General features: G+C 68.5%; 15 protein-coding genes. 5 read left to right on the top strand and 10 right to left on the bottom strand.

Features of this window, described 5'->3' with window-relative positions; genetic code table 11:
- Positions 1-22: 22 nt before the first annotated feature.
- From ASE89_RS05485 to ASE89_RS21435, 3 genes are all read right to left on the bottom strand, one after another.
- Positions 23-973: a tyrosine-type recombinase/integrase gene (locus tag ASE89_RS05485; protein WP_056674730.1), complete on the bottom strand. Its 951-nt coding sequence runs from the start codon at positions 971-973 to the stop codon at positions 23-25.
- A gap of 13 nt (positions 974-986) precedes the next feature.
- Positions 987-2,603, bottom strand: coding sequence for a hypothetical protein (locus tag ASE89_RS05480; RefSeq protein ID WP_236701620.1), 1,617 nt, complete (start codon positions 2,601-2,603; stop codon positions 987-989).
- A gap of 265 nt (positions 2,604-2,868) precedes the next feature.
- Complete coding sequence (locus tag ASE89_RS21435) at positions 2,869-3,003, bottom strand: hypothetical protein (protein WP_260171443.1); 135 nt, start codon at positions 3,001-3,003, stop codon at positions 2,869-2,871.
- Between the two features lie 103 nt (positions 3,004-3,106).
- Here ASE89_RS21435 and ASE89_RS05475 point away from each other — a divergent pair, with 103 nt between their 5' ends.
- The 3 genes from ASE89_RS05475 to ASE89_RS19605 are packed head-to-tail and all read left to right on the top strand — an operon-like array spanning position 3,107 to position 4,883.
- Positions 3,107-3,646 (top strand): shikimate kinase, encoded by a 540-nt coding sequence (locus ASE89_RS05475; RefSeq protein ID WP_031395245.1) that lies wholly within the window; start codon positions 3,107-3,109, stop codon positions 3,644-3,646.
- Positions 3,643-4,743, top strand: coding sequence for a 3-dehydroquinate synthase (gene aroB / locus ASE89_RS05470; protein WP_056674726.1), 1,101 nt, complete (start codon positions 3,643-3,645; stop codon positions 4,741-4,743). The genes ASE89_RS05475 and aroB overlap by 4 nt, the downstream gene beginning before the upstream one ends.
- The gene (locus ASE89_RS19605) at positions 4,743-4,883 is read left to right on the top strand and encodes a DUF2256 domain-containing protein (protein ID WP_081874135.1); all 141 of its coding nucleotides are present in this window, start codon (positions 4,743-4,745) and stop codon (positions 4,881-4,883) included. Before aroB ends, ASE89_RS19605 begins: the two co-directional genes overlap by 1 nt.
- A 13-nt stretch (positions 4,884-4,896) precedes the next feature.
- Here ASE89_RS19605 and ASE89_RS05465 read toward each other — a convergent pair whose 3' ends face one another.
- The 5 genes from ASE89_RS05465 to radA form a co-directional block, all read right to left on the bottom strand.
- Positions 4,897-5,226 (bottom strand): DUF423 domain-containing protein, encoded by a 330-nt coding sequence (locus ASE89_RS05465; RefSeq protein ID WP_056674724.1) that lies wholly within the window; start codon positions 5,224-5,226, stop codon positions 4,897-4,899.
- The gene (locus tag ASE89_RS05460) at positions 5,223-6,986 is read right to left on the bottom strand and encodes a cation:proton antiporter domain-containing protein (RefSeq protein ID WP_056674722.1); all 1,764 of its coding nucleotides are present in this window, start codon (positions 6,984-6,986) and stop codon (positions 5,223-5,225) included. The genes ASE89_RS05465 and ASE89_RS05460 overlap by 4 nt, the downstream gene beginning before the upstream one ends.
- Positions 6,986-7,474, bottom strand: a complete 489-nt coding sequence (locus tag ASE89_RS05455) for an iron-sulfur cluster assembly scaffold protein (RefSeq protein ID WP_056674719.1) — start codon at positions 7,472-7,474, stop codon at positions 6,986-6,988. The genes ASE89_RS05460 and ASE89_RS05455 overlap by 1 nt, the downstream gene beginning before the upstream one ends.
- A complete protein-coding gene (locus ASE89_RS05450) occupies positions 7,471-8,037 on the bottom strand; it encodes a CvpA family protein (protein WP_056674717.1) in 567 nt (188 codons plus the stop codon). The genes ASE89_RS05455 and ASE89_RS05450 overlap by 4 nt, the downstream gene beginning before the upstream one ends.
- Before the next feature lie 110 nt (positions 8,038-8,147).
- Positions 8,148-9,518 (bottom strand): DNA repair protein RadA, encoded by a 1,371-nt coding sequence (gene radA / locus ASE89_RS05445; protein ID WP_031439611.1) that lies wholly within the window; start codon positions 9,516-9,518, stop codon positions 8,148-8,150.
- A 124-nt stretch (positions 9,519-9,642) separates the two neighbouring features.
- Here radA and ASE89_RS05440 point away from each other — a divergent pair, with 124 nt between their 5' ends.
- A complete protein-coding gene (locus tag ASE89_RS05440; RefSeq protein ID WP_056674716.1) occupies positions 9,643-10,794 on the top strand; it encodes a glycosyltransferase family 4 protein in 1,152 nt (383 codons plus the stop codon).
- Between the two features lie 25 nt (positions 10,795-10,819).
- On the opposite strand, the gene ASE89_RS05435 is transcribed toward ASE89_RS05440, so the two are convergent.
- Both ASE89_RS05435 and ASE89_RS05430 read right to left on the bottom strand, forming a co-directional pair.
- Positions 10,820-11,104: a DUF2218 domain-containing protein gene (locus ASE89_RS05435; protein ID WP_056674714.1), complete on the bottom strand. Its 285-nt coding sequence runs from the start codon at positions 11,102-11,104 to the stop codon at positions 10,820-10,822.
- Positions 11,105-11,106: 2 nt separating this feature from the next.
- Positions 11,107-11,718 carry a PadR family transcriptional regulator gene (locus tag ASE89_RS05430; RefSeq protein ID WP_056674712.1) on the bottom strand — a complete coding sequence of 204 codons (612 nt, stop codon included), beginning with the start codon at positions 11,716-11,718 and terminating at the stop codon, positions 11,107-11,109.
- Between the two features lie 176 nt (positions 11,719-11,894).
- Between ASE89_RS05430 and ASE89_RS05425 the strand changes: the two genes are divergently transcribed.
- Positions 11,895-13,214 (top strand): replication-associated recombination protein A, encoded by a 1,320-nt coding sequence (locus ASE89_RS05425; RefSeq protein WP_056674709.1) that lies wholly within the window; start codon positions 11,895-11,897, stop codon positions 13,212-13,214.
- The last annotated feature ends 5 nt before the right edge of the window (positions 13,215-13,219 follow it).

Raw genomic sequence — 13,219 nt, 5'->3', positions numbered from 1 at the left:
TTACGGGGCGCGCGCCGGAACGTCAACGTGAGGTCGCGTGCTCCGGATCGGTCAGGGGGTGGCGGGTGTTGACGAGCTCGATCAGTTTGCTCGCCTCGACATGCGTATAGATCTCCGTCGTCGCGATATCGGCATGCCCGAGCATCGCCTGCAACGCCCTCAGATCGGCGCCCCCCGCGAGGAGATGCGTCGCGAAGGCGTGGCGCAGGACATGCGGGCTGACGCGGTCGGGGGGCACCCCCGCCTCTGCGGCCAGCGCCTTGACGATCTGGTACAGGCGAATTCGTGACAGATGCCCCTTGCCGGAGGGGAACAGCCAGGGCTGATCCGCCGCGACATGCGTGCGCCACAGCGCGACGGCGGCACGCGCCCGGTCGGAAATCGGCACGAGCCGCTCGCGCCCGCCCTTGCCGCGCAGGATCAGGAACGGCCGGTCGGGGTGCACCGCGGCGCGCGGCAGGCTGACGAGCTCGGTCGCACGCAGCCCCGATCCGTAAAGAAGTTCGATCAGCGCGGAGAGACGCAGGTCGACCGGATCCATCGGATCGCGCGCCACGCGCTCGACGATCGCGGCGAACAACCGGTCGACATCGGCGTGGCTGAGGATTTTCGGCAGGGGTCGCGCCGTGCCCGGCCGCGGCAGTGCCTTGCCCGGATCGTCACTGCGATGCCCTTCGTCGGCGAGAAATCCGAAGAACCGGCGCAAGGCCGCGGACTTGCGGCCGACCGTCGCGCGCGACAGGCTGCTCCAGCTGTCCGCCAGCCGCCCCAGCGCATCGCCGTCCGCGCCGGCCAGCCCGCCCTCCGCAACGCGTGATGCGAGCATGAGATCGCTGCGATACGCCGCAATCGTGTTCGGCGCAGCGCCCGATTCCGCCGCCATCATCTCGAGGAACCGCTCGATCAGCGCCCGGTCGCTCGCCGCCGGCGGCGCGCGCTCGACCGCATCCGCCCCGGCGACCGTATCGGTCATGATCGCGACCGCGTCACGCGCGCGCGATCGCCTCGGCCGCGATCATCCGCGCTTCGCCCTCAAGTCCCACGGCGCGCAGGGCCGCGACGATCCGGTACAAGGCCTCGGGCGGCATGCCGTGCCAGCTGGCGGTCTGCATGCCCGTCGCCGCGAGCAGCGCGACCGTCCCCGGCTGGCCCGCTCGCGCTGCCTTGTCGAGCGCACGCGTCCAGCCATTTTCGGTGCCGATCGGAACCGCCAGCGCCTGCGCGGCGCGTTCGATATCGCCCGCGCTCAGGCGGCCGAGACCGGCCAGTCCGGCGAACAGCAGGCGCTGCTTCAGGGCCGAATCGCCACGGCCACCGCTATAGGCCGCCAGATCGCCATAGCTCAGGCGGCCGGTCGCATCTGGATCCGCCAGCGCAATCATCGCCCAGCCATCGCCCCCCTTGGCGACCGTGCCCCGCCAGCGCGCCGCCGTCCGGTCGAGCCCCGCAGACAGCATCGCGGCGACCATCCGGTCGGCATCGCGCTCGCCATTTGCAGGCGGGATCCGTGCCGCCGCCCGCGCGGTCAGCACCATCCGGGCATAGGACGGCCAAGCATCGTCCGCCTTGCCCCAGATCGATCGCAGCGCGGTCATCCGGCCTTCGGCATTGCGGTCGGCATAGGCGGTACGCAGATCCTGCACGGTCGCGGACGCCGCGCTCTGCACGCTGTCGTCCGCCTCCGCCGCCGCATAGAGATCGACCAGTGCTGCGCTCGACAGCACGCCTTGCGCCGCGGCGGCGTCCGCGGCGGGCAGGCGGTCGGCGATCGTCATCGCAGGCGACAGCGCCCGCCAATAGGTCGCCTGCACGCCGACGGTCCGGTACAGCGCATCGGGAACGGCGACGCCGGTCGCCATCGCCAGGCCGAACCGCCACGAGGTCAGCTGGTCGACCGAATCCCATTCGATCGTGACCGCCTGACGCCCCTGCCCGCCCGCGCCGACGACCTTCTGCGCGAGCAGCATGTCGACGCCCGACGCGACGTTGCGGCGCCGTGCCGCGGTGATCAGCGTGCCGGCCTGGGTCGGCGATCCCGACAGCCCCGCGCACATCGCCTGCGCCATCGTCCAACCACGCGCCGGTGCGCGTTGCATCGCGCCCTCGACGAGCGGGCACAGCGCGCCTGGATCGCCCGCGGCGAGACCGGCGTTCATCGCTACCTGATAGAGTTTGGGTGTGTAATTGCCGGTATCGACGCCCTGCACCACCGCACGCGCGGCGACGGACTCGCCCATGCGCAGCAACAGCCAGGCGCGCTCGGCGGCGAAATCCGCGCCGTTGACGCCGACCGGGGTCTCGACCCGCGACACAAGCGCCCGTCGCAACAGGATCGACATCCAACGTGACGGGAGCGGCGCGCTCAACCGCCGCATCAGCGTCTCGAGATAGGGGCCCTCGGCATCGCCGAACGCGTCGGCGGCAAGACCGCCCTCGCCGGAACCGATCGGCCCGACACGATCGAGTGAACGCCGCGCCGAGGCCGGCATTTCATATTGCGCGAGCACCGCCGGATCGATCGGTGGCGGCGTGTCAGCGGCAGGCGTCGCCGTTAGTGGCGGAATGCTGCCATCGGGTGCGGGCAGCGGCTGGATCGTCGCCATCCCGGCCGGCGGCGCCGGAACGGGAGCGCCGGGGGACGCGGTCGGGCCCGAAGACGGGGTCGACGGTGCGGACCGGGCTGGTGCCTGTCCGGGCGGCTGGGACTGCGTCGGGTTGGCGGACGGGGGAGTCCGCCGCGGTGCAGGCGCCGGTGTTGGCGTCGTGTCACCGAAACCGGGCGGCAGGAGTGATTCCGGTCGGTCCTGCCCGATTGCCGGCGCAAGCGCGGCCAAGCTGCAGGCGGCGGCGAGCGCCGCCAGCGTGACCTTAGGACAGGTTCGCAAGCGTCACGGCCTTCTCGACTTGCGTCTGCGGGCGCTCGGTTGCGCGACCGGCGAGCAGGAACAACCCACCGACGACGACGACCAGGATAACGACGACCGAGACTATCAGGCGGGACATACGCAAAACCTTGTAATGACTGATAGGACATTGCTGACGGATGCGAATAGGCATGCGGATGCCGTTTCCCCCCGCGCAGTGCCGCTGTATAGCGCGGACCGCGATGTTGCAAAGCCACAACCCGATTGCCCCCTGGAGCGGCCCCCCGATCGTGCTCGTCGGCCTGATGGGCGTGGGCAAGACCACCGTCGGCCGCCGCCTCGCGCACCGCTTGCGGCTGCCCTTTGTCGACGCCGATCACGAGATCGAGGCGGCGTCCGGCATGAGCGTGAGCGAGATCTTCGCCAAATATGGCGAGGCCTATTTCCGCGATGGCGAGCGCCGCGTGATCGCGCGGCTGATTGACGGCACGCCGAAGGTCATCGCGACCGGCGGCGGCGCGTTCATCAACGACGAGACGCGCAGCCTGATCCTCGCCGAAGCCACCGCGATCTGGCTCAGCGCACCGCCCGAGATCCTCGTCGAACGCGTCGGGCGTCGCAACACCCGCCCCCTGCTGCGCAACCGCGACGCGGGCCAGGTACTTGCCGAGCTCGCGCGGGTCCGCAACCCGATCTACGCCAAGGCGCATATCCATATCGCCAGCAACAAGGCGCCGCACGAGGCGACCGTCGCCTCCATCCTGAAAGCCATCGGCCTATGACCGTCATCACCGTGAATCTGGGCGCACGGACCTATCCGATCCACATCCAGGCAGGGCTGCTCGAGAAGGCCGGCGACCATCTGGCGCCGCTCGCGCGCGGTCGGACGATGGCGATCGTCACCGACGAGAATCTGAGCGGCCATCTGGCGACACTACAGGCGTCACTCACGGCGCACGGCGTCGCCAGCGAGGCGATCGTGCTTTCGCCCGGCGAGGGATCGAAGAGCTGGGCGACGCTGGAACGGCTGTGCGACCGGCTGCTCGACATCGGCATCGAGCGCGGCGATCACGTCGTCGCGCTTGGCGGCGGCGTGATCGGCGATCTTGTCGGCTTTGCCTGCGCCATCCTCAAGCGCGGCTGCCGCTTCGTCCAGATCCCGACCACGCTGCTGGCGCAGGTCGACAGTTCGGTCGGCGGCAAGACCGCGATCAACACGCGTGCGGGCAAGAACCTGATCGGCGCCTTCCATCAACCGGCGATGGTCCTGATCGACCCGCAGGTGCTCGACACGCTGCCGATCCGCGAGTTACGCGCCGGCTATGCCGAGGTGGTGAAATACGGGCTGATCGACGACCCCGCCTTCTTCGCCTGGTGCGAGACGAACGGTGCGGCGTTGCTCGCCGGCGACATCGCGCTGCGCGAATACGCCATCATCCACAGCGTCTCGGCCAAGGCCCGAATCGTCGCGGCGGACGAGCATGAGACGACCGGCACGCGCGCGCTGCTCAATCTTGGGCACACCTTCGGCCATGCACTCGAGGCCGAGACCGGGTTCTCGCAGACGCTGATCCACGGCGAGGGCGTCGCCGCGGGCTGTGCGCTGGCGTTCCGCTATTCGGCGGCCCACGGGCTCTGTTCGCGCGACGAGGCCGATCGGGTGGCGGCCCATTGGCGTGCGGTTCAGCTCCCCGACGGACTGGCCGGCGCGCATGTCGCCGCGGATGGCGCGACGCTCGTCGATCACATGCGCCACGACAAGAAGATGGCGGCGGGCACCCTGCCCTTCCTGCTCGCCCGCGGGATCGGCCGGACCTATCTCGACACGACCGTCGACCTCGCCGACGTCGCCGCCTTCCTCGACGCGGAGCCCCGCTAATGCCCAATGGCGTCGCCAAGCAGAACCTGCCGACGAAGATTTGCCCCGCCTGCGAACGGCCCTTCACCTGGCGCAAGAAATGGGCGCGAGACTGGGATTCGGTGATCTACTGCTCGGACGCGTGCCGCAAGAAACGCTAGCGCAGCAGCACCGTCAGCTGCGCGCTGCGCTCCACGCCAGCCACAGCCAGCCGCCAATCAGCAACGCGCCGCCGATCGGCGTGATCGCACCGAACCAGCGCGGCGCCCCGAGCGACATGGCGTAGAGCGTCAGCGCGAAGATCGCCGCGCCGATGACGAACAGCCAGGCAGGCCCCCGCGCCTCCATCCGCACCGCGACCAGCGCCGCGACGACATGGATAAGCTGGTACTGCGCGCCCGTCTTCAGCCACTCCACCGCGGGACCGCTTGCGCCATGCGCACCGAACGCGCCCGCCGCGACCGCGATAGCGCCCGACAGTGCCGCCAGAACTGCGAGCATCATTGTGGATCATTCCCCCATGGAAAGCGCTGCGCGGTTTCGGTGCGCGCCGCGCGAATGTCGCCGGCGGCGATCTGGATGCGCAACCGCTCCTTGTCGCGCGCCCGGTACGCTTCCTCCGCACGATCGATCTCGGCCGGCGCAACGCCGAGCCCGCGCAGTGCCAGCCGCGCCATCTTGACCGCCGATTCGAGAACCTCGCGAACGACATAGGTCGCCGGGCCGTTCTTCAGCTTGACGAGCGTACGGCGGTCGAACGCGCGGACATAGATCTCGGCCTTGGGAAACGCCTCGTGGATCGCTGCGATCGTCTCGGGTTCGATCTGATCGCCGTCGATGCACATGCAGATGAGTTCGGCGTCCGCCGCCCCCGCCTGACGCAACAGGTCGAGCCGGGTGCCGTCGCCGTAATAGACCTTGGCGCCGAACTCGCCCGCAATGTCGATCATCTCGATATCGGTATCGATCAGCGTGACCGGGATGCCCTGTGCCAGCAGCATCTGACCGACCGTCTGCCCGAACCGGCCATAGCCGACGATGATCGCGTTGGCGCCGTCGGCGACGGGCCCCTCGCGGTCTGCGCCCGGTGCCGCCGGCTCGGTCCGGAACCGGCGGGTGATCCCCATCAGGAACGGCGTCGTCGCCATCGACAGTGTGATGATCGCGCCGAACAGGCTCGCTGCTTCCGGATCGATCAGCAGCCCCGCCTGCGCCTGTGCGAACAGCACAAAGCCGAATTCGCCGCCCTGGCTCAGCAACAGGCCGAGCGCGAAGGCCTGCCGCCAGGTCATCTTGAACGCCATGCCGATCGCCATGATCACGCCGGTCTTCGTCGCGATCAGCGCCGCTGCCATCGCCAGCACGAACAGCGGCCGCTCGGCGATCGCGCCGAGATCGAGCAGCATGCCGACCGCGAGGAAGAACAGCCCGAGCAGAATCGACCGGAATGGCTCGACATCGGCCTCCAGCTCATGCCGGTACGGACTGTCCGCGAGCATCACGCCGGCTATGAACGCGCCGAGCGCCGTCGACAGGCCGAGCCATTCCATCACTGCGGCGCTGGCAATGACGGTGAACAGGCCGGCGAACACGAACATCTCGCGCTCACCCATATTGCCGATCAACCGGAAGAATGGCCGCAAGAGAAACCGCCCGGCGATGATCAGCCCGACGACCGCGGCGACCGTGTAGAGCGCGAGCAGCCATCCGGGGGGCGCATTCGCATCGGCGGGATTGCGGCTCATCGCCGCGACGATCGTGATCAGCGGGACGATCGACAGATCCTGGAACAGCAGGATCGAGAAGGCGCGCTCGCCAAAGGGCGTCCGCATCCGCCCCGAGCTTTGCAGCATTGGCAACACCTGCGCGGTCGACGACAGCGCGAGCGGCAGCCCCAAGGCGAGCGCGGCGGGCAGCGAGAAGCGCGCGCCAAGCCACACGATCGCGGTGATCGCGAGACCGCAGGCGACCACCTGCATCAGGCCCAGCCCGAAGATTTCATGCTTCATCCGCCACAGCCGGCTCGGGTTGAGCTCGAGCCCGACGATGAACAGCAGCAGCGTGATACCGAGTTCGGCAAACCCGAGCTTGGCCTCCGCGTCACCAACCAGCCCCAGGACGTGCGGCCCGACGACCGCCCCCGCGACCAGATAGCCCAGCGTCGCGCCGAGCCCGATCCTTCGGAACAGCAGTACGAACACCAGCCCGAAGCCGAGCAGGACCACCCCGTCCCGCAACAGCGACGTCGGCGTGCCGTCATGCATCAGACATCGGTCCCGGCAGATGCGCTCGCGGGGGCCGTGACCGACGCCTCCGCATGACCCGACGCATTGTTCGCCGCGGCCTCGGCCGCCTCCGCCGCCGCTTCGAAGGCGAGGCGGATCGACGGATGCCGCGCGGTATAGTCGAGTGCGGGTGCGAAGACATCCATCCCGGGCCAGTCGGGTGCGTCACCCGTGCGGGCGAGCCAGGCGGTGATCGCATCGCGGGCCGCCGCCAGCTCCGCAGGCGTCCGCCCTACAATGCTCGAGGCGAGCAACGACGAGGATGCCTGACCCAGCGCACAGGCGCGCACCAGCAGCCCAACTGCGGCGACGCGCCCATCCGCGCCCATATCGACGTCCACCGTCACGCGGCTGCCGCAGATCGGCGAGCGGCGTTCCGCAGTCGCCATCGGCGCGGTCAGGCGCTCATGATACGGAATCGACGCAGCAAGACGCAGGATCTCGGCATTGTAGAGGGGGGCGTTCATGGGGTCGGCTCACTTGCGGTATTGGATCGGGACGCATTCGGCTTCGTGCCGAACACCGGTTTGCCGCGACGGCGGCGATCGACGAAATCGGCGATACTCGCGCTCGTCGCATTGAGCAGCGGATAGGTGCGCGAGCGGGTCATCCATTCGGGCCGCCGCGCCGCACCGCCACTCATCGTGTCGATCACCAGCGTCGCGAGCAGGAAGACGAGGCTTGCAAGGATCAGTCCCTTCAAGGCACCGAACCCGAACCCGAGCGCGCGGTCGACCGGTCCCAGGATCGACGTCCGCGTCCGCGCGCCGATCGCGTTGGCGACGAGCCGCCCACCGATATAGGTCAGCCCGGTGATAAGCGCGAAGGCAAGGACCGCCGCACCGCTGACCGTACCGATGACCGGCGTCAGCGCGGCCGCGACGGGGATGTGGAACAGCTTCAGCATCGCCACCATCGCGACCCAGGCGAACATCGAAAGCACCTCGGTCACGAACCCGCGAATCAGGCCGAGTACGGCGGCGCCGGCAACCGCGAGCAGGACGATGACATCGGGAGCGGTGAGGTTCATGATGTCTGGAATAGGGACGAGCGCCGCGAACCGCTAGTGCAGCCGCGCGAACCGCCCATTCATCGCCACCCCGCGGTCGCCGGCCCCGACGCCGGACGCCTCGGCCCGACTCATCCCCGCCCGAGCATGTGGTCGACGAAAGCGGCGAGCGTCTTGAACCCCGACAGCCGCATGCCGCTCTTCTCGTCGCTCATCGACGCGGGGACGAGCGCGCGCTCGAACCCCAGCTTGCTCGCTTCCTTCAGACGCAGCGGACCGTGCGCGACCGGCCGGATCTCGCCCGACAAGGCGACCTCGCCGAACGCGACCGCATCGACCGGTACGGGACGTTCCGCCATTGCCGATATCAGCGCCGCAGCTACCGCGAGATCGGCGGCGGGATCCTGCACCCGGTACCCGCCGGCAATGTTGAGATAGACCTCGGCCGACGAAAAGCTCAGCCCGCACCGCGCCTCGAGCACCGCGAGGATCATCGCCAGCCGCCCCGAATCCCATCCGACGACCGCGCGCCTCGGCGTCGCGCCGCTCGCCAGCCGCACCGTCAGCGCCTGGATCTCGACCAGCACCGGTCGCGTCCCCTCCAGCGCCGGGAAAACCGTCGCGCCGGTCATCGCGTCGTCGCGCGTCGTCAGGAACAGCGACGACGGGTTGCCGACCTCCGCCAGCCCCTCGGTCTGCATCGAGAAGACGCCGATCTCGTCGGTGCCGCCGAAGCGGTTCTTGATCGCGCGCAAGATCCGGTACTGATGACTGCGCTCGCCTTCGAAGCTCAGCACCGTGTCGACCATGTGTTCGAGCACGCGCGGCCCCGCGATGCTGCCGTCCTTCGTCACATGGCCGACCAGCACGACCGCGGTCCCACGCTCCTTGGCGAACCGGATCAGCTCCTGCGCCGATGCCCGTACCTGGCTGACCGTGCCGGGTGCGCCTTCGATCAGGTCGGAATGCATCGTCTGGATCGAATCGATCACCAGCATCGCCGGCGGTCTTGTCTGCAGCGTCGTCAGGATGTCGCGCGTCGAGGTCGCCGCCGCGAGCTGCACCGGCGCGTTGCCGAGCCCGAGACGCCGCGCGCGCAGCCGGACCTGGTCCGCCGCCTCCTCGCCCGAGACATAGGCCACCGACTGGCCGGCAAGCGCCATCTTCGCTGCCGCCTGCAACAGCAAGGTCGACTTGCCGATCCCGGGATCGCCGCCGATCAGCGTCGCCGATCCTTCGACAAAGCCCCCGCCCAGTGCGCGGTCGAGCTCGGCGATACCGGTCGCCATCCGGTCGGGCAGCTTGATCTCCGCATCCAGCCCGACGAGCTGGATCGCGCGGCCGCCGGTCTGCAGATTGTGCTTCGAATGAAACGGCGTCGCGGCGGTATTCGCCTCCTCGACCAGCGTGTTCCATTCGTGGCAGTCGGCGCATTGCCCGGCCCAGCGCGATGCGACCGATCCGCACGCCTGACACACATACCGTTTCTGAATTTTCGCCATCGCCGCGGTGTAGCCAGATAGGAACGATAAGGGAACAGCGATCACCCGCGCGGCGAAACGCCACCGCCTCGGCGACCGAGGATTGTCTGGCGCTAACCGACGGGCAACGCTATCCGCCCGAGCGATGCAGCCGACCGACCTCCGCGTGGCCCTGTTTAGCGGCAACTATAATTACGTCCGCGATGGTGCGAACCAGTCGCTGAACCTGCTCGTCGGCCATTTGCTGTCGCGCGGCGTGAAAGTGCGGGTCTATTCGCCGACGGTTGCGGAGCCCGCCTTCCCCGCGATCGGCGATCTGGTCGACGTGCCCGCGATCCCGCTGGTCGGCGGACGCGGCGAATATCGCGCCGCACTCGGGATCACGCCGCGCGTCCGCCGCGACATCGACGCGTTCGCTCCCAATATCGTCCATGTCTCGGCGCCCGAGTTTCTCGGCCATGCCGCGGTCGCCTATGCTCGCAAACGCGACATCGCGACCGTCGCCTCCTTCCACACCCGGTTCGAGACCTATTTCCGCTATTACCGGCTCGGCTTCCTCGAGCCGATCGCGAAGAAGCGGCTGACGCGCTTCTACAACCGTGTGGAAGAGGTCCTGGTGCCCGGACCCAGCATGGCCGAGCTTCTCCGCGGCTGGGGCGTGAAGTCGTCGATCGGCATCTGGTCGCGCGGTATCGATCACGCGCGGTTCGACCCGGTACGGCGCGACACGGCCTGGCGCCGATCGCTCGGCATCGCGGACGACGAGATGGTGGTCGGGTTTCTCGGGCGGCTGGTGAAGGAAAAGGGGCTCGACGTCTTTGCGGACGTGGTCACCGAATTGCGCCGCCGCGGCGTGCCGCACCGTGTCGTCGTCGTCGGCCAGGGTCCTGCGCGCGACTGGTTCGCGGGCCATGTCCCTGAAGCCGTGTTCGCCGGCTTCCAGTCGGGCGACGCGCTCGGACGCGCAGTCGCGTCGATGGACGTGTTCTTCAACCCGAGCATCACCGAGACCTTCGGCAACGTGACGCTCGAGGCGATGGCGGCGGGCGTGCCCGTGGTCGCCGCGCGCGCGACCGGCGCGGTCGACCTGATCGAGGACGGCACGACCGGCTTCCTCGTACCGCCCACCGATATCGCCGCCTATGCGGATGCGATCGGTCGGATCGTGTCGGATCCCGCGCTGCGGCAATCGATGGGCGAAGCCGGGCACGCCAAGGCCGCGGGCTATCGCTGGGACACGATCAACCAGACGGTGCTCGACACCTATCTGGCGGTGACGGCGCGCCGGCAGCGGTGATTGAATGCGACGCGCGACCGTCCGGTTACGCGTCCACCCAGTCGAACGTCAGCGGCGCCTCGCGAAACGCGAACCGGTCGAGATGACTCGACACCACATCGCGCATCCGTTCGACATCCCCGCCCTCGGGCACCGACAGCGCGACGTCGAGCGTCTGGCTGTCCGCGCGCATCTCGAGCACCGCGCCACCCGGAAACGCGATACGCCCCTCCTGTTCGGTGAAGCGCACCTCCATTTTGTGGCGCCAGTGCTTGGCGAGCTGCTGAAGATACCGGCTCGCCGACTCCGTCGGCACGCGTGCGATCGACATGCTCACTTCACGCGCTCGATCTTTTGCACGACCTCGTCGATCAACGCCGCCACCTGGTGCGCCGCCTCTTCTGAAAAGCCGTCGCCGAGCAGCCGGTCCTGTACTGCATGGCGCAGATTGCCCATCGCGCGCCGGATCGGAGCCCGATCCGCGCGTTCGCGGTGCTCGCCGACCGCCGCCAGCCGCGCCATCAACGCCGCGACCTGCTCCGCATTCTCGTCGAGATGCGTGGTGCCGGCCGGCGTGATCGCAAAACGCTTCTTGGCGCCCTCGGACTGCTGCTCCTCGATCAGCCCCATCTCGTCGAGCAGCGTAATTGTCGGATAGACCACCCCCGGACTCGGCGCATAGGCGCCCCCGGTAAGCTCCTCGATCGCGCGTATCAGGTCATAGCCGTGGCGCGGCAAATCCGCGATCAGCCTGAGCAGGACGAGGCGCAGTTCGCCCCCGTCGAACATCCGCCGCTGCCGTCCGCCCCCCGGCCGCTCACCCTCACCCGGCCCCCAGGCGAAGGCGAAGCGCCCGCCGCCCCGACCGCCGCCATAGCCGCCGCCCATCGCGGCATGGTGTCCGTCACGATGACCGCATCCGCGGCCGTGCATGTGCATGAACATTCGAATCTCCTGTCGAGCGCATCCCGATACGTGCAAGATATATCTTCATCTGCGCTTCGCAAGATCCCTCAAGATATATCTTGCGCATGTCTTAGACAGAGGACGCGTAGTCAGACAGCGGAACGCGAGGCTAGGCCCAGGGTGGCACAGTCGTGCGTATCGACTACATTGCGAGCATGGCCGACCTTTTCGCGGGTTTCGAACCCGCCCCCCCGCCCGACGCGCATCCTGAAAACGCACCGCTTGCCGATCGCCTCCGTCCGCGGACGCTCGACGAGGTCGTCGGGCAGGATCACATCACCGGCGCAGGCGGCGCGATCGGGCGGATGGTGGCGGCGGGACGGCTGTCGTCGATCATCCTCTGGGGACCGCCCGGCACCGGCAAGACGACGATCGCGCGCCTCCTCGCCGACGCAGTCGATCTGCGGTTCGTCGCGATCTCCGCGGTGTTTTCGGGCGTGGCCGATCTGAAGAAAGCGTTTGCCGAAGCCCGCGACCATGCGCGGCTGGGCAAGCGTACGCTGCTGTTCGTCGACGAGATCCATCGCTTCAATCGCGCACAGCAGGACGGGTTCCTTCCCTATGTGGAAGACGGCACGGTGACGCTGGTCGGCGCGACGACGGAAAACCCGTCCTTCGAGCTCAATGCGGCACTGCTCAGCCGTGCGCAGGTCCTGATCCTCGAGCGACTGGGCCGCGGCGCGCTCGAGCTGCTGCTGACCCGCGCGGCGGCGCTGATGGACCGTCCGCTCCCGCTCACGCCCGAGGCGACCGATGCGCTGATCGCCAGTGCCGATGGCGACGGACGGTTCCTGCTCAATCAGGCCGAGACGCTGTTCTCGGTCGACCTGCCCGAACCGCTCGATCCGGCGGGGCTGTCGAACTTTCTTCAGCGCCGCGTCGCGGTGTACGACAAGGATCGCGAAGGGCATTACAACCTCATCAGCGCGCTGCACAAATCGATCCGCGGCAGCGATCCGCAGGCGGCGCTCTATTATCTTGGACGGATGCTTACCGCGGGCGAGGAACCGCTGTTCCTGCTGCGCCGCCTGACGCGCGCCGCGGTCGAGGATATCGGTCTCGCCGACCCCCAGGCGCTCGTCCAGTGTATCGCCGCCAAGGACACCTATGATTTCCTCGGCAGCCCGGAAGGCGAACTCGCGATCGCTCAGGCCTGCGTCTATCTCGCCACCGCGCCCAAATCGAACGCGGTCTACAAGGCGCAGAAGGCGGCCTGGAAATCGGCGCGCGAGACGGGGTCGCTGATGCCGCCCGCCGCGATCCGCAACGCCCCCACCAAGCTCATGCGCGATATCGGCTATGGCAAGGGCTATGCCTATGATCATGACGCCGAGAACGCCTTTTCGGGGTCGGACTATTGGCCCGACGAGATGACGCCGCAGACCTTCTACGCGCCGACCGACCGCGGGTTCGAGAAGCGCATTGCCGAGCGCCTCGCCTGGTGGGACGAACGCCGGCAGGCCAAGGACGCCTAGTCCGC

Origin of the sequence: Sphingomonas sp. Leaf30, assembly GCF_001422525.1 — a bacterium.
Taxonomy (GTDB): Bacteria; Pseudomonadota; Alphaproteobacteria; order Sphingomonadales; family Sphingomonadaceae; genus Sphingomonas; species Sphingomonas aerolata.
This window is presented reverse-complemented; position numbering and strand designations above follow the sequence as displayed.

Coding starts and splice junctions, on each gene's coding strand:
- ASE89_RS05485 (WP_056674730.1), bottom strand. CDS start 973: ATGACCGATACGGTCGCCGGGGCGGATGCGGTCGAGCGCGCGCCGCCG.
- ASE89_RS05480 (WP_236701620.1), bottom strand. CDS start 2,603: ATGGCGACGATCCAGCCGCTGCCCGCACCCGATGGCAGCATTCCGCCA.
- ASE89_RS21435 (WP_260171443.1), bottom strand. CDS start 3,003: ATGTCCCGCCTGATAGTCTCGGTCGTCGTTATCCTGGTCGTCGTCGTC.
- ASE89_RS05475 (WP_031395245.1), top strand. CDS start 3,107: ATGTTGCAAAGCCACAACCCGATTGCCCCCTGGAGCGGCCCCCCGATC.
- aroB (WP_056674726.1), top strand. CDS start 3,643: ATGACCGTCATCACCGTGAATCTGGGCGCACGGACCTATCCGATCCAC.
- ASE89_RS19605 (WP_081874135.1), top strand. CDS start 4,743: ATGCCCAATGGCGTCGCCAAGCAGAACCTGCCGACGAAGATTTGCCCC.
- ASE89_RS05465 (WP_056674724.1), bottom strand. CDS start 5,226: ATGATGCTCGCAGTTCTGGCGGCACTGTCGGGCGCTATCGCGGTCGCG.
- ASE89_RS05460 (WP_056674722.1), bottom strand. CDS start 6,986: ATGCATGACGGCACGCCGACGTCGCTGTTGCGGGACGGGGTGGTCCTG.
- ASE89_RS05455 (WP_056674719.1), bottom strand. CDS start 7,474: ATGAACGCCCCCCTCTACAATGCCGAGATCCTGCGTCTTGCTGCGTCG.
- ASE89_RS05450 (WP_056674717.1), bottom strand. CDS start 8,037: ATGAACCTCACCGCTCCCGATGTCATCGTCCTGCTCGCGGTTGCCGGC.
- radA (WP_031439611.1), bottom strand. CDS start 9,518: ATGGCGAAAATTCAGAAACGGTATGTGTGTCAGGCGTGCGGATCGGTC.
- ASE89_RS05440 (WP_056674716.1), top strand. CDS start 9,643: ATGCAGCCGACCGACCTCCGCGTGGCCCTGTTTAGCGGCAACTATAAT.
- ASE89_RS05435 (WP_056674714.1), bottom strand. CDS start 11,104: ATGTCGATCGCACGCGTGCCGACGGAGTCGGCGAGCCGGTATCTTCAG.
- ASE89_RS05430 (WP_056674712.1), bottom strand. CDS start 11,718: ATGTTCATGCACATGCACGGCCGCGGATGCGGTCATCGTGACGGACAC.
- ASE89_RS05425 (WP_056674709.1), top strand. CDS start 11,895: ATGGCCGACCTTTTCGCGGGTTTCGAACCCGCCCCCCCGCCCGACGCG.